The organism is Acinetobacter piscicola, from assembly GCF_002233755.1.
In the GTDB taxonomy this organism is placed as follows: Bacteria; Pseudomonadota; Gammaproteobacteria; order Pseudomonadales; family Moraxellaceae; genus Acinetobacter; species Acinetobacter piscicola.
Genome location: NZ_NIFO01000001.1, coordinates 590,868 through 616,194, shown reverse-complemented (window position 1 = coordinate 616,194; position 25,327 = coordinate 590,868). Strand labels below are relative to the sequence as shown.

Annotated in this window: 26 protein-coding genes; 15 read left to right on the top strand and 11 right to left on the bottom strand. The window is 36.4% G+C overall.

Features of this window, described 5'->3' with window-relative positions; genetic code table 11:
• The first annotated feature begins 63 nt into the window (after positions 1-63).
• The 6 genes from CDA10_RS07825 to CDA10_RS07800 all read left to right on the top strand — a co-directional run bounded on the left by CDA10_RS07825 (position 64) and on the right by CDA10_RS07800 (position 5,192).
• Positions 64-342, top strand: coding sequence for a hypothetical protein (locus tag CDA10_RS07825; RefSeq protein ID WP_089605043.1), 279 nt, complete (start codon positions 64-66; stop codon positions 340-342).
• Positions 343-345: 3 nt separating this feature from the next.
• Complete coding sequence (locus tag CDA10_RS07820; RefSeq protein ID WP_089605042.1) at positions 346-1,920, top strand: PepSY-associated TM helix domain-containing protein; 1,575 nt, start codon at positions 346-348, stop codon at positions 1,918-1,920.
• Positions 1,917-2,204, top strand: a complete 288-nt coding sequence (locus CDA10_RS07815) for a hypothetical protein (protein WP_089605041.1) — start codon at positions 1,917-1,919, stop codon at positions 2,202-2,204. Before CDA10_RS07820 ends, CDA10_RS07815 begins: the two co-directional genes overlap by 4 nt.
• Before the next feature lie 275 nt (positions 2,205-2,479).
• Positions 2,480-3,358, top strand: a complete 879-nt coding sequence (locus CDA10_RS07810; RefSeq protein WP_089605040.1) for a sulfite exporter TauE/SafE family protein — start codon at positions 2,480-2,482, stop codon at positions 3,356-3,358.
• A gap of 141 nt (positions 3,359-3,499) precedes the next feature.
• The gene (locus tag CDA10_RS07805) at positions 3,500-4,591 is read left to right on the top strand and encodes a 3-deoxy-7-phosphoheptulonate synthase (protein ID WP_089605039.1); all 1,092 of its coding nucleotides are present in this window, start codon (positions 3,500-3,502) and stop codon (positions 4,589-4,591) included.
• A 76-nt stretch (positions 4,592-4,667) separates the two neighbouring features.
• Complete coding sequence (locus CDA10_RS07800; RefSeq protein WP_089605038.1) at positions 4,668-5,192, top strand: protein tyrosine phosphatase family protein; 525 nt, start codon at positions 4,668-4,670, stop codon at positions 5,190-5,192.
• Between the two features lie 94 nt (positions 5,193-5,286).
• On the opposite strand, the gene ispF is transcribed toward CDA10_RS07800, so the two are convergent.
• Positions 5,287-5,778 carry a 2-C-methyl-D-erythritol 2,4-cyclodiphosphate synthase gene (gene ispF, locus CDA10_RS07795; protein WP_089605037.1) on the bottom strand — a complete coding sequence of 164 codons (492 nt, stop codon included), beginning with the start codon at positions 5,776-5,778 and terminating at the stop codon, positions 5,287-5,289.
• Positions 5,779-5,879: 101 nt separating this feature from the next.
• Between ispF and CDA10_RS07790 the strand changes: the two genes are divergently transcribed.
• A complete protein-coding gene (locus tag CDA10_RS07790; protein ID WP_089605036.1) occupies positions 5,880-6,530 on the top strand; it encodes an A1S_1983 family putative colistin resistance protein in 651 nt (216 codons plus the stop codon).
• A gap of 318 nt (positions 6,531-6,848) precedes the next feature.
• Here the strand turns inward: CDA10_RS07790 and CDA10_RS07785 are convergent, their stop codons facing one another.
• The 3 genes from CDA10_RS07785 to CDA10_RS07775 all read right to left on the bottom strand — a co-directional run bounded on the left by CDA10_RS07785 (position 6,849) and on the right by CDA10_RS07775 (position 9,764).
• Positions 6,849-8,717, bottom strand: coding sequence for a SurA N-terminal domain-containing protein (locus CDA10_RS07785; protein WP_089605035.1), 1,869 nt, complete (start codon positions 8,715-8,717; stop codon positions 6,849-6,851).
• A gap of 129 nt (positions 8,718-8,846) precedes the next feature.
• Positions 8,847-9,119: an HU family DNA-binding protein gene (locus tag CDA10_RS07780; RefSeq protein WP_010114788.1), complete on the bottom strand. Its 273-nt coding sequence runs from the start codon at positions 9,117-9,119 to the stop codon at positions 8,847-8,849.
• A gap of 165 nt (positions 9,120-9,284) precedes the next feature.
• Positions 9,285-9,764 carry a phasin family protein gene (locus tag CDA10_RS07775; RefSeq protein WP_089605034.1) on the bottom strand — a complete coding sequence of 160 codons (480 nt, stop codon included), beginning with the start codon at positions 9,762-9,764 and terminating at the stop codon, positions 9,285-9,287.
• A 297-nt stretch (positions 9,765-10,061) separates the two neighbouring features.
• Between CDA10_RS07775 and CDA10_RS07770 the strand changes: the two genes are divergently transcribed.
• From CDA10_RS07770 to fdx, 8 genes are all read left to right on the top strand, one after another.
• A complete protein-coding gene (locus tag CDA10_RS07770) occupies positions 10,062-10,715 on the top strand; it encodes a hypothetical protein (protein ID WP_089605033.1) in 654 nt (217 codons plus the stop codon).
• Between the two features lie 138 nt (positions 10,716-10,853).
• Positions 10,854-11,327 (top strand): Rrf2 family transcriptional regulator, encoded by a 474-nt coding sequence (locus tag CDA10_RS07765; protein ID WP_089605032.1) that lies wholly within the window; start codon positions 10,854-10,856, stop codon positions 11,325-11,327.
• Between the two features lies 1 nt (position 11,328).
• A complete protein-coding gene (locus CDA10_RS07760) occupies positions 11,329-12,546 on the top strand; it encodes an IscS subfamily cysteine desulfurase (RefSeq protein WP_089605031.1) in 1,218 nt (405 codons plus the stop codon).
• A gap of 107 nt (positions 12,547-12,653) precedes the next feature.
• Complete coding sequence (gene iscU, locus CDA10_RS07755; RefSeq protein WP_005010233.1) at positions 12,654-13,040, top strand: Fe-S cluster assembly scaffold IscU; 387 nt, start codon at positions 12,654-12,656, stop codon at positions 13,038-13,040.
• 44 nt (positions 13,041-13,084) lie between these two features.
• Positions 13,085-13,405, top strand: a complete 321-nt coding sequence (gene iscA, locus CDA10_RS07750; protein WP_010114775.1) for an iron-sulfur cluster assembly protein IscA — start codon at positions 13,085-13,087, stop codon at positions 13,403-13,405.
• A 98-nt stretch (positions 13,406-13,503) separates the two neighbouring features.
• Complete coding sequence (gene hscB / locus CDA10_RS07745) at positions 13,504-14,019, top strand: Fe-S protein assembly co-chaperone HscB (protein WP_089605030.1); 516 nt, start codon at positions 13,504-13,506, stop codon at positions 14,017-14,019.
• A gap of 73 nt (positions 14,020-14,092) precedes the next feature.
• Positions 14,093-15,952 (top strand): Fe-S protein assembly chaperone HscA, encoded by a 1,860-nt coding sequence (gene hscA, locus CDA10_RS07740; RefSeq protein ID WP_089605029.1) that lies wholly within the window; start codon positions 14,093-14,095, stop codon positions 15,950-15,952.
• 16 nt (positions 15,953-15,968) lie between these two features.
• Complete coding sequence (gene fdx / locus CDA10_RS07735) at positions 15,969-16,307, top strand: ISC system 2Fe-2S type ferredoxin (RefSeq protein WP_010114772.1); 339 nt, start codon at positions 15,969-15,971, stop codon at positions 16,305-16,307.
• Positions 16,308-16,429: 122 nt separating this feature from the next.
• Here fdx and CDA10_RS07730 read toward each other — a convergent pair whose 3' ends face one another.
• The 7 genes from CDA10_RS07730 to CDA10_RS07700 form a co-directional block, all read right to left on the bottom strand.
• Entirely contained in the window at positions 16,430-17,881 is a 1,452-nt protein-coding gene (locus CDA10_RS07730; protein WP_089605028.1) for an adenylate/guanylate cyclase domain-containing protein, read from the bottom strand.
• Positions 17,882-17,932: 51 nt separating this feature from the next.
• Complete coding sequence (locus CDA10_RS07725) at positions 17,933-18,367, bottom strand: HIT domain-containing protein (protein WP_089605027.1); 435 nt, start codon at positions 18,365-18,367, stop codon at positions 17,933-17,935.
• 357 nt (positions 18,368-18,724) lie between these two features.
• Positions 18,725-22,183, bottom strand: coding sequence for a transcription-repair coupling factor (gene mfd, locus CDA10_RS07720; protein ID WP_089605026.1), 3,459 nt, complete (start codon positions 22,181-22,183; stop codon positions 18,725-18,727).
• Positions 22,184-22,447: 264 nt separating this feature from the next.
• Positions 22,448-22,807 (bottom strand): hypothetical protein, encoded by a 360-nt coding sequence (locus tag CDA10_RS07715; RefSeq protein ID WP_089605025.1) that lies wholly within the window; start codon positions 22,805-22,807, stop codon positions 22,448-22,450.
• Positions 22,804-23,157, bottom strand: a complete 354-nt coding sequence (locus tag CDA10_RS07710) for a hypothetical protein (protein WP_089605024.1) — start codon at positions 23,155-23,157, stop codon at positions 22,804-22,806. The genes CDA10_RS07715 and CDA10_RS07710 overlap by 4 nt, the downstream gene beginning before the upstream one ends.
• A gap of 126 nt (positions 23,158-23,283) precedes the next feature.
• On the bottom strand, positions 23,284-24,225 hold the full coding sequence (locus CDA10_RS07705) for a Dyp-type peroxidase (protein ID WP_089605023.1): 942 nt from the start codon (positions 24,223-24,225) through the stop codon (positions 23,284-23,286).
• Positions 24,226-24,513: 288 nt separating this feature from the next.
• Positions 24,514-25,302, bottom strand: a complete 789-nt coding sequence (locus CDA10_RS07700) for a glutathione S-transferase N-terminal domain-containing protein (RefSeq protein WP_089605022.1) — start codon at positions 25,300-25,302, stop codon at positions 24,514-24,516.
• Positions 25,303-25,327: the final 25 nt, after the last annotated feature.

The following is a 25,327-nucleotide window of genomic DNA, read 5'->3' as shown; positions in this document are numbered from 1 at the left end:
TTTCCGCGCTTTAAAACAAAGGCAAAAAACCAAGGCACTTTTATCTGAATAAAATGGTTCGTTATGCATAAAGTTCAATATCCATTATCAGTCTTATATCGTTTTATTCTTGCCTTTGGTTTGGGGTATATCTGTAGCTACTTATTGTCTTTATCTTTAACCGATCTTTTTTATCCTTATTTAGCAAAAGCAGAATCTATTTATTTGGCAGCATTTTCAGCCTTAGTTTTTTATATTATTTTTGTGATTTTTAGTTTTTGTATTCAATCTTTAAAAAAACTCTCGACCATTATTCTTTCTTTATTATCGATGTTGTTTTTACTTTCGAAATTAGTAGGTTAATCCATGTTTAAATCTGTTCGCCAATCTATGGCATGGCTACATTCATGGATTGGGCTGCTTTTAGGCTGGCTTCTTCTTGCTATTTTTATTACAGGTTCAGTGACCTATTATCGTCATGCGATCAGCACTTGGATGCAACCTCAGTTTGCAAGTATGCAAATTCATCAAGACACCGCTGTGCATACTGCTTTTGATTATCTACAAAAAAATGCAGCCGATGCCAAAAGTTGGTATATCGGTATTGCCAATGCGGATTCTCCTGTTAATCAAATCTATTGGCAAAAAGCGGATGACAGCTATGAAAGTAAAACCTTAGATGCAAATACGGGAAAAGCGTTAAGTTTATCAGCCACACAAGGCGGTAATTTTTTCTATACTTTTCATTATCAATTGTATGGAATGCCCTACTTTATCGGGCGTCTTATTGTCACCCTTGCCGCTTTGGTGATGTTTATTACCCTTATTTCAGGCATCATTACCCATAAAAAAATATTTACCGATTTCTTTACATTAAGAGCTTTTAAGGGACAACGCTCCTATTTAGATTTTCATAATGTTTCTGCTGTATTGGCCTTACCTTTCTTTTTAACCGTTACATTTACAGGTTTGGCGATATTCTTTTATATTATTTTCCCTGCTGGAATGAAGCAGTTATATCCTGACCACCCTTTTCAATATTTTGAAGAAATTAGAACAGTTTCAACACCTTCAAATAAAGCCAATGCCAACAAAGCACCAATGCTGCCGATTGATTATTTTTTAAAACAGTCCCAACAACGCTGGGGAAGTTCGGAAATTGATAATATTACAGTGAAACAGCCGAATACTCAGCTGGCTCAATTGACAATCACAGAACTTAAAGATCAATCGATTACACGAAACCAAGCACAACTCAGTTTTAATGCACAAGATGGTCATTTACTTACTGATACACGTAATCACAGTGCAATTGCAACCTTAAATGCAGGTGTGTATGGCTTACACATGGCAAATTTTGCACAACCTATATTACGTTTAGCTTTCTTTTTTTCAGGTGTTTTAGGCTGTGCCATGATTGCATCTGGCTTATTATTGTGGAGTTTAAAGCGTCAAATTCAAAATAAAACACAGCGTTTTCACTTCGGACAATATCTGGTTAATCGTTTAAATATCGCTGTAATCTTAGGCTTACCTATCGCAATGCTCAGTTATTTGTATGCAAATAGACTGGTTCAGATTCAAGCTGACGGCCCTAATTATGAAATCTACAGTTTCTTTATTGTCTGGTTAATCAGCTTTGTTTTTGCATTGATCACGCCACAACAATATTTATGGAAATCGCAACTTAAAGTCTTTATCGGACTGGCTTTAGGATTACCATTTTTAAATCTTTATTATCTAATCACCCATGATCATATCCAATCATTTCAGCAATATTGGGCATTTTTACGTGTTGATTTAATGATTTTACTATTTGCAATTCTGGCAATATTCCTACATCAAAAAATCGTTCCTATACAGCAAAAATCGGTGACTAAAATTCAACAAAAATTAGCAAAGAATCAAGCTAAATCAACACTTTTGGAGTCTATAAAATGACTTTAATCATTGCTTTAGGATTGATTTTTATTGCGAGTTTTGGCTTATATTTAGTCAGCAGCAAACAAATTCAGAAGACTTTAAAATCTAAATGGGCAATAGTGGCAAAACAGCCTAAATGCATTCGTGTAATTGCGTTTATACTTATATGTATTGCATTGATGTGTTTGATTAATTCTTTTGGCAAGAGCATTGCAATCGTTGCTTTGTGTCTATTTTCAACTCCAATTATTTTTGGGGTGATCTTATCGATCAATGATTTAAAGCCTAAAGTTAAGTCTTAAAAGACTTATATTAAAGGTCTTAAATATTTCACAATTGATCAATGGCAACAAACGCTCATTCGTTAATTTTAAGAACTACATTCCGATGATTATCACCAATAAAATTTATGAAAAAATATTCTAATATTATCAAAAAGATATAAATTATTATTTTAAAAGTATGCTTTCAAAATCACTTTAGCATTTTTTAGAATAAGTAAATCAATAATCAAGACAACTACTTATATCAAAAAGTCATAAGATATGCCTGTTTTCTGATATTTGGCACTATAGTCATGGTTGGTCCTGTTGAGTTTATTTTAGCTGGTGTTCTCGTTGGTTTCTGCGTAGGTATTACTGGTGTCGGTGGTGGTTCTTTAATGACCCCTATTCTAATCAGCTTATTTAGAATAGAACCACATATTGCGATTGGTACTGACCTGCTCTACGCTGCTATTTCAAAATTCTGTGGCTCTTTAGTGCATGCTAAAAAGCTCAATATTGTTTGGCCCATTGTTTTATGGCTTGCTGCGGGTAGCGTTCCTGCGTCATTTATTACACATTGGGCTTTAGAGACCTTCCTAAGTGGTTCAACCCATTACAAAGCTGTATTGACCATGGTTTTAGGTTTCATGCTGACGTTAACGGGACTTTCAATTATGTTCCGGGCGCAAATTGAAAAATTCTTTGCCAAGTTCCGTGCAGAAAAGCGTGATTTCCATGAAGCGAATAATTTCAACATAGAAGGTAAACGTCTATATGTTGTGATTATGGGAATCGTACTCGGTGTGTTTGTAACACTTTCATCGGTGGGTGCAGGTGCATTCGGGATCATGGCATTGATTCTCATGTTTCCAAACTTACCTATGATTCGCATCATTGGTTCAGATGTAGTGCATGCAGTTCTACTGACTTCAGTTGCAGGCTTTGCTCACATGACTTCTGGTAATGTTGATTTTCACTTACTCGGTTGGCTTTTAGTCGGTTCTATTCCAGCAATTATTATTGGTACGCTCATCAGCTCTCGCTTACCCGATAAATTGATTCGTAAAATATTAGGTATTACCTTATTTGCACTGGGTATTAACTTTATTTTGAATCCTGTAAAAAGCAAACCTGTAGAAAAACCTCAAACTGCAATGATTGTTCAAGCAAATCAGCAACATTTAAGTTAATGAACGAATCTAACTCATAACTGAATTTTATGAATTGATCGCAAAGTTTTAATGATTTATTTATAACAAAACTTTGCTCAATTCATGTTATATTCAGCCTACTAAAAATACTTTTGTATGATCTAATACCCAGTGACGGCAATGAATACACAACAGTCTACTCCAATTACTCAATCAGATATTGATGATGTGAATGTACAAAGCATTCAAACACTTGTAACCCCAGCTGAACTTAAAGCTGAATTACCTTTAAATGAAAATGCCTATCAAACCGTACTTCATGGTCGTGAAACGGTGCGCAATATTCTTGATGGTAAAGACAACCGTTTATTTGTTGTGATTGGCCCATGTTCAATTCATGACCCTGTTGCTGCGCATGATTATGCAGATCGCTTAAAAGTTTTAAGTGAAAAAGTAAAAGATACGCTCTATATCATCATGCGTGTTTACTTTGAAAAACCACGTACAACTGTAGGTTGGAAAGGTTTAGTCAACGACCCTGACATGAATGATTCATTCAATATTGAAAAAGGTTTACGTTTAGGTCGTAAACTTTTACTTGAGTTGAATGACAAAGGTTTGCCATGTGCTACTGAAGCACTCGATCCAAACTCGCCACAATATTATCAAGACTTAATCTCTTGGTCTGCAATTGGTGCACGTACAACAGAAAGCCAAACTCACCGTGAAATGTCTTCAGGTCTTTCATCACCTGTTGGCTTTAAAAATGGTACAGATGGCGGTTTAACTGTTGCAACAAATGCAATGCAGTCGGTAAAACATGGTCATAGTTTCTTAGGCTTAAATAACGAAGGACAAGTTTCTGTTATTCGTACCAATGGTAACCCATATGCACACGTGGTTTTACGCGGTGGTAATGGTAAACCAAACTATGATGCAGGTTCAGTGGCTGAAACTGAAAATGCATTGGCCAAAGCGAAAGTTAGCAACAAAATCATGATTGATACTAGTCATGCCAACTCAAACAAAGACCCATATTTACAACCTTTAGTATTGAAAAATATTACTGAGCAGATTTTAGATGGGAATAAATCTATTGTCGGCATTATGGTTGAAAGCCATATCAAAGGCGGACGCCAAGATATTCCTGAAAATCTCGCTGATTTGGAATATGGTAAGTCAGTCACCGACGGATGTATCGATTGGGAAACCACTGAAAAAGCCTTACTAGAAATGGATGCGGCATTAAAAGAAATATTACCAAATCGTTAATTAATTCAAAAACGCCATCTACATAGATGGCGTTTTTGTTTATGATGTCATTAAAACTTTTTTCTGTAAGAATGTTATGAACGAATTTGAACAAGAGCTCAGCCGAATTCCAAGCTTCCAGTTTATACATGAACGTTTATTTACTTCGGGGCAACCTTCGGCAGAGCAATTTCAGCTTATTAAAGAATATGGCATAGACACTGTTATCAATCTTGCTTTTAATGATGCTGACCCACATTTAGATGGCGAAGATAAAATTTGTGTTGAACTTGGGCTTAACTATATTCAGATTCCAATTTTATGGGACACTCCTGCCGATGACCAATGTTTATTTGCTTTGGATTTAATTGCACATTTGGTTCAGGAAAAAAAGATTTGGGTGCATTGCGCTCTGAATATGCGCGTTAGTAGTTTAATGTATTTATATCGTCAATATTTCATGGATATCGATATGTCGACGGCTCAAGAGCTACTGCATCAAATTTGGGAACCCAATGAAACGTGGACGGGTTTAATCCATGCAGTCGGCTTGCAACTTCAAGGGCGCAAAGCCACAGAAGATTTGCAACATTCTTTAATGAATGCGGATCAGTTTTTTTGATCCGTGGATTTGCAGATATAAAAAAGATCGATCAGTTAATCATTCAAAATAAACGTTAGATATTAAACGTTGCAACAGATTAACTGATCATTTTTTACTTCGTAGGATGCGTAATCAACACTGTCGCAGTGGATAAAATACCTTCCTGACGTCCTGTGAATCCTAATTGTTCAGTTGTCGTTGCCTTAATACTGATCTGTGTAACATCCACATCCAAAACATCTGCAATACTTTGACGCATTTCTAGATTATGTTTCGCCAATTTTGGACGCTCACAAGCCACAGTAATATCAGCATTATTCAAAATATAGCCACGATCTAAAATTAGCTGATAAACATGTTTCAGCAATTTACGACTATCTGCACCTTTAAACTCTGGATCTGTATCTGGAAAATGCTGTCCAATATCCCCCAAAGCCAACGCACCTAACAAAGCATCACACAATGCATGCAATACCACATCACCATCTGAATGTGCTTTTAAGCCATGCGTATGTGGAATTTGCACACCTGCCAAAGTCACAAAATCACCTTCATCAAAAGCATGTACATCCATTCCTTGCCCAATACGAATCGGTATGATCATTTTCAGCCCCTTTATGCAGTTTTTTAGTTTGAAAAATCTTGTATTCGTACTTTCTATTTCGCTATAGTACGTATGCAAACATTGTGAAAGTATAAGCGATCATGCTGTTGAATACAGAATTTAATCAAACTAAAACACGCTTAGCTGCTCTCATTTTAAGCTGTATCAGCACATCTGCTGTTTATGCTTTACCGATGAGCTGCGAGCAAACAAACGCTTCAAATTTAAAGAAATTTTGTGGAGCACAATTTAAAGATTTGCGTGCACAATTAAATGAAAAATATTTAACGGCTTATCTCATTACAGATGCGCCTATTCGTTTAATCAATGATACCAATCAGTTATGGTTCAACCGTTTAAAGCAATGTAAATCTAACGATTGCTTTCAACAACAAATTGATATTCGCTTAGAAGATTTCAACTTTTACACTTCAATGAATCAAAGTTTAACGCAACATTTCATTAAATATGAACAAGGCGAAATATCAAAACAACCGATTCATTTGCAAATCCATCAATTAACCAAAGACCGTATCAAAGTTGAAGGTATCGCATATCGCAATCCCAACAATCGTAAAGATACACAAATAGTCACCTTATTGGCGTACACCACGCCTGAAAAAAAGAGTGACATTTTGGACAATGAGCATGACTGTAAATATCAACTCAATTTCCAAAAGTCTATTTTGTCGATTAAAACGGAACAGAAAGGCTGTGAACGTTTTACTGGTGTTTACCGCTTATATGATTAGTTTTTATACTGCATGAATCGCATAGATTGTAGTTAAATTGCTAAATAAGTAGATATGAAAGTGATTTTAATAGAAGCGTAGTATCTAGAATCATCTACACGCTTGAATTTAAAAAAGGGATTCACTACTCAAAATCAAAATTTATAATAAAGTCCAATATCTATAATTTTTATAAAATGAGTTCAAAGGTAAATTAGAGAATAAAGACAATACATTGAATATTCTTAAACTACTTTAAAACACAAAAGCCCAATGAGTTTCATTGGGCTTTTGTGTGAAACAACATCAAGTTATTTCAAAATAAAAAGGAATACAAAATTATTTAAGTTTTGCATGTGACTTTAAATAACGTGAATAATCATCAAGTATTTGTTCACCACGGAATTTTTGATACATCTGAGTCAATTGTTGAACTTCAGCAGGACTTAACTCATCAATCGGTGTTTTTGTCACACTTGATACCGCAACAACAACCAATTCATCAGGCAATTTCGCTGTAGTCACAGACCACATACCCGCTTTAGGCGTAGACTGACTAAATGCAGCACGTTCAATTGGACGTTTCAAACCTTGCGAGCGAGTGAAAATACCTGCATGCACAAAATTGTATTGATATTTCTTCGTCACTTCCTGCGCTGGTAATTTTTTGAAATCAGCCAACATTGCATTCAATTTCGCATGTGCAGCATCAAACGCTTTTTGCTCAATAAGTTGTGCTTTAACACGCTCAGTCGCTTGTGCTAAAGGTTGAACACCTGCAGCATGATATTTACGTACTTTAATCCAAACAGTATCACCATTTGCAGTTTGAATGTTACTTGACGCAGTCTGGCTGCCTGCTTTCACATCTTCACTAAACAACTTAGATTTAACAGCCGCATCTGCAAGGATTGGATCTGCCGTACCTAAAGTTACACCATTAGCAGATTGAACTTTCACAGTTTTTATTGCTTCTGGAATCACATCTAAGCTATCACCACTGACAACTTGTTCATTTAAGCTATTTACAGTGTCTGAGAAATAATTTGCAGATTTGCTTTTTAATACTTCCGCAGTTAATTCTGCTTTTTTAGCTTCAAATGATGGCACTGTACCCGCAACTGTTTGCACTTCTAACAAATGATAACCAAACTGCGTTTTTACAGGCTTAGAGACTTGACCATTTGTAGTGGTTGAAACTGCATTGTCAAATTCAGTACCAAAAGCACCTGGTACATAGGCAGCGAGTAAACCACCTTTTGCTTTCGAGTCTGGATCTTCTGAATATTGTGCTGCAGCAGCTGCAAATGAAGTCCCTGCTTGAATCTTCGCATACACATCATTCGCAAGTTTTTCAGCTTGTTCAGGTGTACGATTATCTAGGGTAATCAAAATATGCTTCACATCACGTTTAGCATCTTTGTTTTGTTTTTCAACAAACTGATTGTACGCTTGTTTTAATTCCTCATCCGATACAGCTGTATTCGGCTGTGTCAAAGTCGCAGGGCTTAAAACAACGTAATCCACATCAACAGAAGCAACTTGCTTGAATTTATTTTGATGTTTGTTGTAGTAATCAGCAATTTCCTGATTCGTCACTTTAACACCAGCTTTATATTCATCAAGTTTCACACTTGATAAAAACAATTCACGTTTTTCAGTTTGTAAGTTTGCAATCTGTTGAATGTCAGTTTTACTGACCAATGCATTATCTGTAAATGTACCCATTAACATTTTTAAAGCATGATCTTGACGTAAATTCGCAATCAACGTTTGATTGGTCATTCCCACAGAACGCAAGTAATTTGCATACAACGTTTGTGAAAACTTACCATTTTCTTGAAAACTTGGTTGTTGAGCGATCATTTGCTCAATTTGTGCATCACTTAATGAAATACCCAGCTTGTCCGCTTGCTGAATCAGCAATGCACGCGCAACTAAATTATCAAGAACGGTTTTTTGAATATAAGACTGATTGAGCAAAGACTCATCGCCATTTAAGCGTTGGAGCAATTGATCTTTATACGCTTTTGTCTGCGCTTCCAAATCTTTTTTCGAAATATCTTGACCATTAACGGTTTTAGCTACGTCTTCTTTTTGCCCACCGCTGAAATAACCCTCAATACCAACTACAGCAAATGGCGCCAAAAATAACACAAGGAGAACTTTACCAAACCAGCCCCTTATGAGCGTACGAAACGATTCCATGAGTATTCCAATATTTTATTTCGTAGGGATTCTAACTGAAATTCAGAAATGAATGAATGAGCAATCTATTATAATTTGACAATTTTTATAAAAAACGCGCCACTTGGGCGCGCTTATTGCAGTAAAAGATTAAGCTACTGAATCTTTTAATCCTTTACCCGCTTTAAAGCTAGGAACTTTACTTGCTTTAATTTGTAGTTCTTCACCAGTTTTTGGGTTGCGCCCTGTACGTGCAGCACGGTCTTTCACACTGAAAGTACCAAAACCAACTAAAGTTACTGTATCACCCGTTTTAAGTGCTTCACCGATTGAAGCAATAGTCGCATCTAATGCTTTACCTGCATCAGACTTAGACAATCCCCCTTTCTCTGCAATCGCGTCGATTAATTCTGATTTATTCATGAAGATTACGTCCTCTTATATCGTTTGTTTAAGTTCCAAGGCTGTAGATCAAAGGCCATGACGACTTTATAGCAATGCTTTGGGGGAAAACGCAAGACTCCAAACCAGCTTTTCACAAAAATTATGACCAAAAAATGAGATTTTTTTACTTTCACAGCATTTATTTCATTTTTTTAGCAATTGTTCACGTAAGTTTTTATTCTCATCGACGAGTTCATCAACCTTAGTATGTAACTGTAAAATTAAGTTTTCTAAATGCTGTAAATCCTTTGCAGTCACTAAACCAATACGATTAAGTGAATGGTTAACACTTTGGTCTATTAGTTTTTCAACTTTATCTTTGGTATCTGTCACAGATTCTTTGGTTTTTTCCGCAACTTTGTTGACCGTCTGATCCGTCACTTCAACTGTTTTTAATTCAAGTTCTTCACCAACTTTGACTAAAGAATCGAACAATTTATTACCTTCTTCTTCTGCACGAGAAAAAGCACCCAAACCTGCCAACCAAATTTGTTTGGTATATTTTCTAAAATCTAAGGCCGATTTTTTTTGAAATTTACTTCTTTGTTGCGATGAAATAGGTTCCTTTTGATCCTTGCTTTGATCCGATTGTTCTACACTTGTATTTTTCATATCTTGCTCCATCTGACCCGCACTCCTGCATTTAATTGCTTAAATGACCAAATTATGTAGAAAATATCCCTATAATATCAAATAAAAGTATTGAACCTTTTGCTAAACTGTTCTACAAAGCAAAAGTAATTATTTAATGTTAAGTAACGCTTTGCAATTCAACAATGGTTATGCGATAAATATTTTCGTAATCATAATAGAAAATTCAGTGTTTCTTTTTTGAGAATATTTTTGTAAATGGATTTCGTGAATACATTCACTTTTTAGATTTAAGAGATCGGACTCTCTGTTTTGTTATAGGAATTTTATATGAATGATGCGCAACAAAAACAAGGTCAAACTCGTTTGTTGCTAAACATTGTCATGATTATATTGGAGACAATTTATTCTTTCGTATTGAAGCATGATCGTGTTGTTCGCTTACAGGCAAAAACATTTGTCACGCAACAAATGACCATTAAAGTGAATAGCTACATTCCTTATTTTGATTTTTATATTCAATTTACAGATCGTGGAATATTATTCAATTTACAGCCTTTCGAAAAAGAGGCTGACTTAATAGCTAGCAGTACATTGCTTGATTTAATTCAAATTTTTGTTTTTGCCAATCGCCGCAGTATGAAGAAAATGCGTTTGGAAGGCAATGCCGAACTTAAAGACCAGTTTCGTGATTTAGTCGTTCATTTAACAGTGCCAAAACTGCTGTCCGACTGGAAACAATGGCTGACTCATCCTGATAATGATCAGGAGACACGTGCTTCAAAAAAACGTATTGCTCCATTATTGGAAAAAATTGATCAACAACGCTCAAAAATCAATACGCTACAAGTCGAAGTTAAGCAGTACCAAAACCGTATTAAACGAATGAAGCAAAACCAAAAAAGAATGAATACTGCTTTTGGCTTAGTAAGCATTCTATTTTTCGCATTAATCGTGTATAATTTATGGCAGATTTTTTCTTAATTCTTAAGAGAATCTATAATTAAATGAACAATTACAAATTCTGACTAAAATAGTCAGAATTAACCTCAAAAATACTTGACTATTTTAGTCAGGATTCATAAAATTCGAACATCTAGTCTAAAACATGTGTATCGAATCATGCGCCTAACTACTCGCGGTCGCTACGCAGTGACTGCATTACTTGACTTAGCATTGCAGCCACCTGAGCAAACGATTACGCTTGCAGAAATTGCAGCCCGCCAAACAATCTCTGTCGCTTACCTTGAGCAATTGTTCGCAAAATTAAAGCGTCATGGTTTGGTCTCAAGTGTTCGTGGTGCGAATGGTGGTTATCACTTAGCGCGTAGTGCTGAAGAAATTACTGTCTTAGAAATTATTGAAGCCGTAAACGAAACAGTTGACGCAACACGTTGTGACCATAAAGGAAACTGCCAAAATGGTGCAATGTGCTTAACTCATGATTTATGGCAAGAACTCTCTCTCCATATTGCCGATTATCTCGCTAAAATCTCGCTTGCAGACTTAGTCACGCGTGACAACGTACAAACCGTTGCCGTTCGTCAAAACTCTACACATCTTGATTCAGCCCTATTATCGGTTACAGGTATTTGACATGAAACGTCCGATTTATCTTGACTACGCAGCAACTACACCTGTTGATCCTCAAGTAGCAGAACGCATGATGGAATGTTTAACCTTTGACGGTACATTCGGTAATGCAGCCTCTCGCTCCCATGCTTATGGATGGCAAGCTGAAGAAAAAGTTGAATATGCACGTGAACAAGTCGCTAATTTAATTAAAGCTGACCCACGTGAAATCGTATGGACTTCTGGTGCAACTGAATCAGATAATCTTGCGCTTAAAGGTATTGCGCAATTTTATGGGTCTAAAGGCAAACACATCATCACAAGTAAAATTGAACATAAAGCAATTTTAGACACTTGTCGTGAATTAGAAGAAGAAGGTTTCGAGATCACTTATCTTGAACCTGAACCACAAACAGGTCTCATTACTCCTGAAATGGTTCAAGCTGCATTACGCCCAGATACCATTCTTGTTTCACTAATGATGGTCAACAATGAAATCGGTACTGTGACAGATGTTGCCGCAATCGGTGAACTCACTCGTGCGAACAAAACATATTTCCATGTAGATGCCGCTCAGGCTGCTGGTAAAGTTGAAATCGATCTTTCAACAATGAAAGTAGATTTAATGAGCTTCTCTGCACATAAAATTTATGGACCTAAAGGTATCGGTGCTTTATTTGTACGCCGTAGCCCACGAGTTCGTATTAAAGGTCAAATGCATGGCGGTGGTCATGAGCGTGGTATGCGTTCAGGTACACTTGCAACTCACCAAATCGTAGGTATGGGTGAAGCATTCGAACTTGCAGGTAAAAATTTACAAGCTGAACAAACACGTTTACGCGTACTGCGTGACAAACTTTGGAATGGCTTACAAGATTTAGAACAAGTGTTCTTAAATGGACATCCTGTTTATAATGTTGCCAACTATCTCAATGTAAGTTTCAACTTTGTTGAAGGTGAATCATTGATGATGGCACTTAAAGATGCTGCTGTATCATCAGGTTCAGCATGTACTTCTGCAACATTAGAACCTTCTTACGTACTTCGTGCACTTGGTCTATCTGATGAATTAGCACATAGCTCTATCCGTTTTAGTTTTGGTCATTACACAACTGAAGCTGATATTGACCACGTCATTGAAATCACCAAAGCAGCCGTTGAAAAATTACGTGCACTTTCTCCTCTTTGGGATATGTACAAAGAAGGAATTGATTTAAGTACAGTGGAATGGGCTGAACACTAATCACATAATCAAAACTCGGCATTTTATTGAAAATCAGTGAAATGCCCTCATATTAGACTGTAGCAATACATATTATCAACGCTGACCCCGAGGTTTGGAGAAGCATCATGGCTTATAGTGAAAAAGTAATCGATCATTACGAAAACCCTCGTAATGTAGGTGTTTTAGACAAAAATGCAGAAAACGTTGGTACAGGTATGGTCGGTGCACCTGCTTGTGGCGATGTTATGCGCCTTCAAATCCAAGTGGATGATAATGGTGTAATTGAAGAAGCACGCTTTAAGACTTATGGTTGTGGTTCTGCAATCGCTTCAAGTTCACTTGTAACTGAATGGTTAAAAGGTAAAACTTTAGACGAAGCTCAAGCGATCAAAAACATTGATATCGCAACTGAACTTGCTCTACCTCCTGTAAAAGTACACTGTTCAGTACTTGCAGAAGATGCCATTAAAGCTGCTGTTGAAGATTACCGTAGCAAGAAAACTAAAGCCTAATATCTGTAGGTTTATTTTACAGATCATTTTATAACGGAGTTTTCATGATCCATTTAACTGAAAATGCTGCAACTCATATCAGCAATTATTTAAAAAATCGCGGTAAGGGTGAAGGTATTCGTCTTGGTGTGAAAACTTCAGGCTGTTCAGGCTTAGCTTATGTACTTGAATTTGTTGATGACATAGATACGCATGATCAAATTTTTGAACAGTTTGGTGTTAAAGTTTTTGTAGATCCAAAAAGTTTGGTTTATCTCGAAGGTATGGAAATGGACTATGTAAAAAATGGTCTAAATGAAGGCTTCGAATTTAACAACCCAAACAAAAAAGGTGAATGTGGTTGCGGTGAATCTTTCACTGTTTAATCACCCTACACTTTTCACATTAAAACAGTGCACAACACTGTTTTAATCATATTTATTTATACCGTTTTCTTGCAAAACATCGTGGATGAGTATCTCCCATGAGTCATTTTGAGCTGTTTAGTCTCCCAGAAGCGCTCGATATTGATCTAGCAACCTTAAAAGCTAATTTTTTAAAATTGCAACAACAATATCACCCTGATAAAGCTGAAGATAAAGACCAAGCCTTGATTAAATCGAGTGAAATTAATCAAGCATACAAAGCTTTATCTAATGTCGATAGTCGGGCCGCTTATCTTTTAGCTCTCAAAAAACAAGATCACCATCTAGATCAATCCATTAGTGATTTTGAATTCTTGCAATCTGCTTTAGAAATCCGCGAACAACTGGATGAAGCTAGTGCTCCTGACCAATTAAACTCTCTTAAAAAAGAAGTCAATCAATGGATTGAAGGCTTAGTTCGTGAGTTTAAAATTGATTATTCAGATGAAGATTGGGCTGAAGCACGAGATACTGTTCGTAAATTACGTTTTTTTCAAAAAGTTATGAATGATATTGAAAAAGCCGAAGATCATCTTTTAGATGATGAAGACTTTGATTTAGATGACGATTTCTAACTTTAGATTTAACCCATTCTCTTAAAACATTATTTTGTATATTTTAAGTTTGTATATTTTAAGGATGTAACACATGGCACTCTTGCAAATTGCTGAACCAGGTCAATCAAGTGCGCCACACGAACATCGTATCGCAATTGGTATTGATCTAGGTACAACACATTCTTTAGTTGCCACAGTATTATCTGGAAAAGCTAAAGTTCTGAATGATGAACATGGTCGCGTACTTCTACCATCTATTGCCCATTATTCTAAAAATACAACTGAATATGGTGATGCGGCAAAACCATTTATCACGACAGACCCTAAAAATACCATTGTTTCAGTTAAACGTTTCATGGGACGTTCTAAAGCAGATATTAAATTCCAACACCCATACAACCTTGTCGGTGCTGAAAATGAAATGCCAGCTTTTGAAACAGCTCAGGGACGTAAAACGCCCGTAGAAATCTCTGCAGAAATCTTAAAACAACTCAAAGATCGTGCCGAAAAAAGCTTAAATAACCCTGTCAATGGTGCGGTGATTACCGTTCCTGCCTATTTTGATGAAGCACAACGCCAAGCAACACGCGATGCTGCTGAGCTTGCAGGTTTAAACGTATTACGTTTACTCAATGAACCTACTGCTGCTGCTGTTGCTTACGGCTTGGATCAAGAAAGCAACCTTGAAAATGATCACAATTATGTGATTTATGACTTAGGTGGTGGTACTTTCGATGTTTCAATTTTACGTTTTTCTCAAGGCGTGTTTGAGGTTTTAGCCACGGGTGGTCATACCGCACTGGGTGGCGATGACTTAGATCGCTTAATTGTTAAATGGGCTAAAAAACAACTCAATATAGATACTTTAGATGATGCTGAATATGCACATTTCATTGTATCTGCACGTAAAGCCAAAGAAGCTTTAAGCGATGCGGAGTCTGTTGATATTAAAGTGCTTAGCCATCACTTAACTTTAAATCGCAGCACATTTGAAGAAATTATCAAAGTTGCTTTAGACAAAACCATCAGTGTATGCAAACGTGTCATGCGTGATGCCAAGCTCGAACTTGATGATATTCAAAATGTTGTCTTAGTCGGTGGTTCAACTCGATCTTATGCTGTACAAAATGCAGTAAAAGCCACTTTCAAACAAGAACCGCTTTGTACAATCAATCCTGATGAAGTCGTTGCAATTGGTGCATCCATCACAGCCAATCAATTGATTGGTAATTCAAAAGATGGATCTTTACTGTTGGATGTTACCCCGCTTTCTCTTGGCTTAGAAACCATGGGTGGTTTAGTTGAACGCTTAATTTCACGTAACACCGCTATTCCAGTGGCGCGTCGTCAAGAATTCACCACCTATCAAGATGGTCAAACTGCCATGCTGATCCATGTGGTGCAAGGTGAACGTGATTTGGTTGAGCATTGTCGAAGTTTAGGCCGTTTTGTTTTACGTGGCATTCCACCTATGACTGCAGGTCAGGCACGTATTGAAGTCACTTTCCAAGTCGATGCTGATGGTCTATTGACAGTTTCAGCCAAAGAAACGACTTCAGGTGTAAATGCACAGATCGACATCAAACCATCTTATGGCTTGTCTGAAACAGATACCGAACGTCTACTTTTAGATGGCTATAAATTTGCTGAAAAAGATAAAAATCTTCGCCACTTAAATGAAACTAAGGTTGAAGCTCGTCGTGAGCTTGAAGCATTAGAACAGGCTTTGAAAGTTGATGCACAACTTTTAAGTGCTGAACAATTAGATTCACTTAATCAAGCGACTGCACAATTAAAAGCACAACTTGAAACCGATAACATCAAGTCGATTGAACATGCGATTGAACAGTTAAAAGTATATAGCGATGCTTTTGCAGCTGAACGAATGAATCAGCATATTGATCATGCCTTAAAAGGCACTAAACTTGATGACTGGTCAAACTCAAACTAATTTATAGGTAAAGACTATGCCACGTATTAAAGTACTACCTCACGCAACAATTTGCCCGAATGGTGCTGAGTTTGAAGTTGAAGAAAATGCTAATCTTTGTCAAAGCTTACTCGATAATGGTATCAAAATTGAGCATGCTTGTGATATGTCAAAAGCATGTACAACTTGCCATGTCGTTGTACGTAAAGGCTTTGACAACCTAGATGAAATGGATGATGTTGAAGCTGATTTACTTGACCGTGCTTGGGGCTTAGAACCTGATTCTCGCCTTTCATGCCAAGTTAAAATTACCGATGAAGATATGGAAATTGAAATTCCAAAATACACCATCAACCATGCTTCAGAGAACCATTAATTCTCAATCAATGACCATGTAATACATAAAAAACCACTCAATTGAATTGAGTGGTTTTTTTATAAATAAATTTTAATTGTTGTATAAATAACTAAAATCACGAGATTGAATTGAACAGCACGTTAAATCAAATAATTCGATTTCACTTCATCTTCAGCATTCAATTTTGCAACGCCTTGAGAATTGATTAATTTTTGCTGAACTTTAATACGCTGTACCATCTTTTCCAAAACCTCGACCAATTCAGCATATTCAAAATTTTGTACTTCTTCCAAATTTAGCACCAAATGAAAACCTTTGTATTCATAATCAAACCATTGCTGATTTTCATTTTTACTTGCTGAATATTTTTCCATCACTTGCCAAGTTCGAACTTTACTTTGAATACCTTTTAACTCGATCGGTGCTTTAGGTGCACATAGATAATCATTTTTGACTAGTTTGAATGTTTCTTCTGAAATTAGAATTTCATCAATTTCAGCAGCATATTGCAAACGTGCTGCCAAATTAGCATCACGCCCTACTATCGTATAGGCCATACGATGAACCGCACCATAGTTCCCTACGTGGCAATAACCTGTACTCACACCCATACGAATATGGAGTGGTGCATAACCCATTTTAACCCAACGCTCTCGCAAAAAAGTCATTTGCTGACGCATTGCCAAAGCCATATCCATACAGTTTTTAGCATCTCGCTCTACACCTTGCGAGTCAGGATCACCAAAGAAAATCAAAATGGCGTCACCCATGAATTTATCAATCGTTCCGCCATATTGTTTTGCAATTTCGGTCATATGACTTAGATAATCATTTAGAACAAAGGCTAAATCATCGGGGATCAGTGTTTCAGAAAGTTCAGTAAAGCCCTGAATATCTGAGAAGAATACTGTTATTTTTTTACGCTTATATTCAATCTTTGCTTCAGAATCGCCACGCATAATGGCTTGCCACAATTGTAATGGTGCATATCGACTAAGCTGGTTTGATAGCTCAATATAGCGATTCATTTCATTAAAATAAGTTTGCTTCTGTTTTTCAACAAGTTTCATGCGGCGGTTTTGGTAATAATTTCCAATATTGACATACATGATTAAGCTAACAAAGGATAAAACCGAAAGCTCAAGACTGGTCTGTTCGAAATAACCTTCAAAGCCAAAAATAAAAATAATATTGGTATAAAAGACCACAAAAGCAATTAAAGTTGCCAAAGATCCCATCATAAATGAGATTTTATTATTGATCGTTGTATAAATCAGCGCAAAAAGCAGTACAAAAGTAACCACTAAACTTAGATGAACAGCAGCAAGTGCTGTGGAAACAACCACAACATCAATTAAAAAATAAATATTTTTTCGAGCTTCATATCCATAACGATATTCAAGCCAACGTGAAAGCTTTGGACTAATTAAAAAAATAAAGACGATAAAAATCGGAACATAAATTTGATAATTTGCTATAGGTGAAGTGAAATAATAAATAACAACCAGCAAAGCAATAATTAAATACCCCATAAATCTTTGGAATATTTCAAATTGCTTAGGCTCTTTATCTAACATACGGTCAAATGGCAAAATATTTTACCTCGAATGTCATTTATTAAACACTTCCTATGTGCTGTTGAATCAATCCATACGCCAATCGAACGGCATATCACCTTGACCACGTAGCGCTAACATGAGCGTTTGACGCATATGAGCCAAAACTTCATTTGTATATGGAACTGCTTGAAGACCAAACACTGGTTTAGGCCAAGCTACATCGTTTTGATAACGAACAACATGATGAAAGTGTAATTGCGGAACTACATTTCCTAATGCTGCTACATTCATTTTGTCAGCACGGAAAACACGAGAAAGTTGACTAGACAACCAACTTGATTCACGCAAAAACTGCTCTTGATCTGCTTGACTCAGTTCATAAAGCTCTGTAATACCCGGTACACGTGGAATAAGGATCAACCACGGGAATTGCATATCATTCATTAAACGACATGTTGAAAGCGGAAAATCGCCTACAAAAAAAGTATCTTGAGCAAGTTGTGGATGCAAACTAAACATATCTTTATAAATGACGCAAAATTAAAATGATGGACAATACTACCACATCGGTTTTCATGTGAGTATTGCTTAGCTTGTGTTTCTGTACAAATTAATACAGATTAATCTGAACTTAGTCACAATTACACTTTAAAGAATCACAAATTTTTTACAAGATGTTTGAACTAAATTTTTCAATTATTTTCTATATTTTATTTTTATAGAACATTCATATTTCAATAGTTTTTTTCTCAATCATAAAATGAATGCGTCTCCCTGAACAATTCAGGCTTTTCATTCGCCTTGTTCAGGAAGTTTGGACAGCAGAACGTATGCAGAACCGCTCAGATGAATGCTGATTTAGCGCTTAAATCAACCTCACTTTAACTCTGAAATAAGTTTGTTCAATAACTCTTGAATAAACTGAATACGCTTTTCATACTCCTCTAACATCACCATCACTTTTAACCGCTGACCGCCTTCCATACGATAATAAGTTGGCTGTTTTTGCATGAGTTGAATAATACTGATTGCTTGGACTGGCGTATCAGGTGAAAATTCTACAACACCACCATTCGCACCGATATCGATTTTTGTAATGCCTAAAAATTCTGCATGAATTCGAATTTGGTGCACATTAAATAATTGTTTAACCGCCTGTGGTGGTACACCAAATCGGTCGATCAATTCCATGCGAATATTGTCTAGTTTTTCTTGCGTATCTGTATTACTGATACGTTTATAGAATAATAATCGTTGATGCACATCACCCAAATAATCATCTGGAATCAAGGCTGGCATGTGTAAGCTAATTTCTGCAGTCAATGATAACGGTGCATCAAAATTAGGGGTTTTACCATTTTGAATCGCTTTGGTGGCTTTTTCGAGCATCTCCATATACAAGCTATAGCCAATCGCTTGCATAGAACCACTTTGTTGCTCACCTAACAGCTCTCCAGCTCCACGAATTTCCAGATCTTCTGTTGCCAACATGAAACCTGCACCAAGGTTTGACGCTCGAATAATTGCATCTAAACGCTTCTCCGCATCACCTTTTAAACTCTTCAAGGATGGCACCATCAAATAAGCATAAGCTTGGTGATGTGAACGTCCAACACGACCACGCAACTGATGCAACTGTGCTAAACCTAGTTTATCTGCACGCTCAATGATAATGGTATTGGCATTTGGAACATCAATCCCTGTTTCAATAATCGTAGAACACACCAAAACATTATATTCTTTATGATAGAACTGCTGCATGACTTGCTCTAGCTCACGCTCACGCATTTGCCCATGTGCTACCGCAACACGAGCTTCAGGGACTAAATTACGAATATTTTCAGCAGCACGTTCAATCGTATCCACTTCATTATGCAGAATATAAGCCTGTCCACCACGGAGTAATTCACGAAGAATCGCCTCTTTCATGGTTTCATTGGTCTGTTCATTCACAAATGTTTTTACGGCCAAACGTCGTGCAGGCGGTGTCGCAATAATCGATAAATCTCTCATCCCACTAAATGCCATATTTAAAGTACGCGGGATTGGCGTTGCTGTCAGTGTCAACATATCTACATCAGCACGTAGCGCCTTAATACGTTCTTTATCACGAACACCAAAGCGATGTTCTTCATCGACAATCATTAAACCTAAGTTTTTAAATTGGACATTTTCCTGAAGAATTTTATGTGTACCAATCACAATATCAACTTTACCATCGGCCAAATCTTCAATGATTTTTGTATGGGTTTTATTGGTACCAAAGCGTGAAAGCACTTCTATACGTATTGGCCAATCAGCAAAACGATCTTTGAAAGATTCATAATGCTGCTGTGCCAAAAGTGTGGTTGGTACCAAGACTGCAACCTGTTTGTTATTTTGTACTGCGACAAAGGCAGCACGCATTGCCACTTCTGTTTTACCAAAGCCAACATCACCACAAACCAAACGATCCATCGGCTTCGCTTGTTGCATATCATATAAAGTTGCTTCAATCGCATTGGCTTGATCGAGTGTTTCCTCATAGGCAAAACCACTAGAGAATTGCATATAACTACTTTGTTCAAGTTCGAAACTCAAACCCGGTTTAGCTTGACGACGCGCTTGAATATGTAGCAACTCCGCAGCCACATCATGAATTTGCTCTAAAGCTTTACGTTTTGCTTTATTCCATGCATCTGTACCCAACTTATGCAATGGCGCTAAATCAGGATCACCCCCACTAAAACGACTAATCAGGTGCAAATGTGTGACTGGAACATAAACTTTCGCTGCATCTGCATAATTCAGTTGCAGAAATTCATAGTCTTGATTGTCAATATTTAAGGTCACCAAGCCCGCATAACGCCCAACACCATGATCGATATGGACAACGGGTGCACCTATACTCAGTTCAGTTAAACTACGAATTAAAAATTCTTCTGAAACTTCTTGTTGGCGCTTACGACGGCGTTGAACAACACGATGTTCATAAAGTTGGTTTTCTGAAATAACCGATAATTGGTCAGCGACCACTAAACCACGATCTAAAGGAGCATTGGTGATTGCAACAGAAAAATTGGATTTACGGAATATTTCAAAATTTTCAACAACTGGAATTTCGCCTAAACTGGCACGTAACGCATCTTTTAAGGTTTCACGGCGTCCTGCACTTTCAGCAACCAATAAAACAGGATGATTAGCAGCATCGATGTATTTTTTGACAGCTGAAAAAGGTTTTTCTTGTTTAGGGTCAACAGGTAGTTTTGGCGGTTGTTCTACATTTAAATGAATAACACCTGCTTTTTTCTCAATTTCTTCAGTTGAAGCAATAATTCTTGAAAACTGGTTTAAATATTCAAATATTTGATTCGGTTGTAAAAATATTTCTTCTGGTGCCAACAAAGGTTGATCAACATTATGACGACGATCCTCATAACGTCGCATCACATCCTTCCAAAAAGTGGTTAATCCTTCATCAATATTTTTATCTGTAATGACAATCGAATTACTTGGTAAGTACGATGTTAAACTACTTTGTGATTGCATCGCTTCTTTGCTAAAGAATAACGGAAAATAGAAATCTAAGCCCGGTGATGCAATACCTTCTAAAACATCTTGATAAATTGGATTCTTTTTAGGATTTGCCGTTGGAAAACTTTCTGCATAACGATCGCGGAAAATTGAACGCGCTTCTTTCAGTGGAAATTCTTTGGCAGGCAGAACTGTAAACCGATCCAGCTTTGTTGTGGTACGTTGTGTCTCTGGATCGAAGAATTTTAAACTATCAATTTCATCATCAAATAAATCAATACGAATTGGCGCATTCTGGCCCGATGCATAAATATCCATGATGCTACCACGTACAGCAAATTCACCATGATCATAAACTGTATCGACTAAATGATAGCCAGCCTGAACCAATTTAAGTTTTTGTTGTTCTAAATCAAACTTCTGCCCTACTTTGATATCAAAATGTTCTCCGAGTACCCATGAGGTTGGAGCAACACGTTGCGCAAGCGTTGTTGCAGAAATGAGTAAAATGCCTTTTTTAGGCATATTTGAAAGAATAGATAAACGCTCTGAAACAATGTCTTGATGTGGTGATAAGCGATCGTATGGCAATATTTCCCAGTCTGGAAATATCGTTGGTTTAATGCCATAAAACTCGAGTTCACTTTCGAGCTGTCCTAAATGCTGATTATTTCTTGCAACTAAAACAAATAGTTGCTCAGATTGTTCTGAAATTTCTTTAAATAATAAAGCCGCAGAAGAACCCAGCATCGAGCCGATCCAACGCTTTTCACCTATTTTAAGTTGTTTTAAATTGAGTTCAGAGATTTCTTTTTGGAACATGATCGCTATTGGTCTAAAAGACATGGCGATAGTTTAACATGATGACTTTGTTGAATTCAGTGATTTTATTTGTTCTATAGACAAGAATAGTTACTAAATACCATCGTTTTTACTTTAGGATAAATATCATTTCAGTTGAGCATCATTGATAGCGTCATAATCTTTATGAGCAACATAACATCGAATAAAAATGGTTTTATTTAAAAAGCTGTATAAATATTTTGGTTCGTGCAATCGTTTCTACCTAATTATTCGCCAGCAATATTAGGACTTCTCAATAACTTCTGTATTTTCAAAAATAAAATTTACCCAATATTGAATATCAATATCGTGCGTTATAGGCAATTCAACGTCAAGCAAAACATTTTCATCAAAGAAAAAATGAATTCGCTGTGCATTGATCATCTGGTACGCCTTCAATTGATTAATTTCACCATTAAATTGAATTTCTAACGCCCAGTCTGGCTCTGATACACCGTTACCTCCTATCCGTTCCGAAGTTTCTCTACTTAAAATCAAATAATGTTCAGGTTCAGCTGTGACAGCTGATGCGAAAGCTAAAACAGCACAATAGTCTTCTATATACGCTGTAATTTTCACGATCTTTAATGTAATGATATTCATCTGTCTCGTTTAAATTCTTTATAATAATCATTAAGTTTCTGAATAATTACTTTGAGTTGCATTAGGTTTTCTTCTGTATTTCCCAATCTCGCGACATAACGACTTGAAGCAATTTCCAAATCAATCTTTTCATTGATCAAAATCGCTTTATAAAACAACGCTTCTAAATCATCAAAATTTGTTAATTTACGATTAGAAAAATACTCAAGCCGCTCAGACAACGCATTCACCACCACACCATCTACGATATAACCCTTTTCAGTATCAATCTGGATATAATTTTCACGTAAAAAAATTTGCTCGGCACTTTCTTTATTGCTCTTAAACATTTCTACAAGTTTATTCAACATTTTCAATTATCCTCATTCAACACTTTATATATCATAACAAAATTCAACATGAGAATTAAAAAAGGATGCGATCAAGCATCCTTCAATATTAAATCAATGAGTAATATTTATTAGAAAATGATGAAATTACTCATCACCTAAATCATCTAGAAAATCAACAGTCGGTACAAAGAACAAAGTGCCTGTTTTTGCAGAACTAAAATCCAATAAACTGTCTAAATTACCTTCTGCATCACCTTGAAACATGTGTACTAACATTTGACGTGTCACACTAAATTTGCGTGCATAACCGATAAAGAAAGTTCCATATTCATTTCTAGATGGATATGAGAATGGCATATTTGCACGCATAATTTTTAATTCATTACCATCTTCATCATGTGCCTTGCTCACCATATTATGTGCAGTTTTCGGCTTAACATCATCACCTAATTCCACATCATTAAACTTTTTTCGTCCAATCACTTTTTCTTGTTCTTCATCACTCAAAGCACGCCATTTGTCCATGTCATGCATGTATTTTTGAATAAAGGCATAACTTCCGCCTTTAAATTCTGCATCTTCATCACCGACCAATGCATATTCCGCGGCAATTTCATGTTCAGGGTTTTCAGTACCATCTACAAAACCAATAATTGAACGTCCATCAAAATAACGAAAGCCATGTACCTCATCGATTGGGGTAGTTACATCTTGTAATTGTTCTTGAATAATACTTGCCAACTCGAAGCAAAGTGCTTGTCGGTCTGCACGAATGTGGAAAAATAAATCTCCAACAGTTGAAACAGCCGTATATTTAGGGCCTTTTATTTCTTGGAATGTTTCTAATTCTTTAGGTTTAGCTTCTTCTGGAAATAAACGATCCCATGCATCCGAACCAAAACCCAATGTTGCATTAAATTGAGCATCCGGATAACGATTGGTTAAACTACGGGTTAATGCTGAAAAATTAGCTGAGAAATCAATAACACTATCTACAACCTCTGCACCTTGCTTTAAGCCCAAAACAATAAATAATGCATTCTCACCAGGACGGCTGATTACAGGTTGGATTCGAGTTGTAGTCATATAAATATCCCTAAATTGATAATATTTTTGTCAATTTATCACAATCCAAACAGGATTTTGTCAATTACAGTAACTATTCATAAACAAACTTATGATTTAACGTGACTTAATATTCAAAATAATTTTTAAAGCAATTTACCCTAGAATTACTTTAAGCCTAATATTTTTATCAGATACACATTCAAAATAATGGTTTTATATTCACTTATCATAAAAAAGCATCCTTTTCAGATGCCTTCTATGTTCAATATGAATATTTCTGTCTAATAAATCAATATATTAACAACGTTATGCACCATATTGTTTTTGCAAATATTTCACAATCGCTTCAGATTCAAATAAATGTATCCCTGTATTGGGATCGACCAAATATGGCACTTGAATATCTTTTTTCTTACGCCCCATGATAGGAATGATATTTTCACGCTTACCACCTTGCAATGGTTCATACTTACCTGGTTTTAAACGCAAAACTGCTGGCCCCATATCTTGCCAACGTTCTTTCGCAACATTATGTAATTTAAAAGGTAATTCTAATTCTGTAAGCACACCACGAATAATGCGTGAGTACGGACTTGCTTCAAAACTCCATAATTCCAACAACTGAGCAGGCGCTTCACGATTGATAATTTTTTTATCAATCCATACACCACGTGCTCCATTGAGGATTGTTCCAACCATCGCAACAGAAGGATATTGCGGATATTTCGCATATTTTTGTGGCGTCTTACCTGTTTTACCGTAATGTTTAAATAGATAATCGACAATCGCTATAGACTCATACAGTTTTTCACCTGTATTTTCATCGACAAAATAAGGAAATTGCGCCTTTCCACCTTGCTCTTTGACAATTTTACGGTATTTCGTTCCGCCTTTAGGGCATGGATAGACCTCATAATCAAGGTTTAATAAAGTTAAAACCTCACGTATACGACGACAAAATGGTGACCCCTCAAACTCATACAATTTTAATGCTTTTTCAGGTTGATTGGGAAATGCTGTCCCTGAAACGCCTCGACCACCCGCAGCAAGACTTGAAACCAACGCTTGTACAACTTTTATTTGATGGTGCACCATTTTATTGTCCTTATGATTTGCTTGA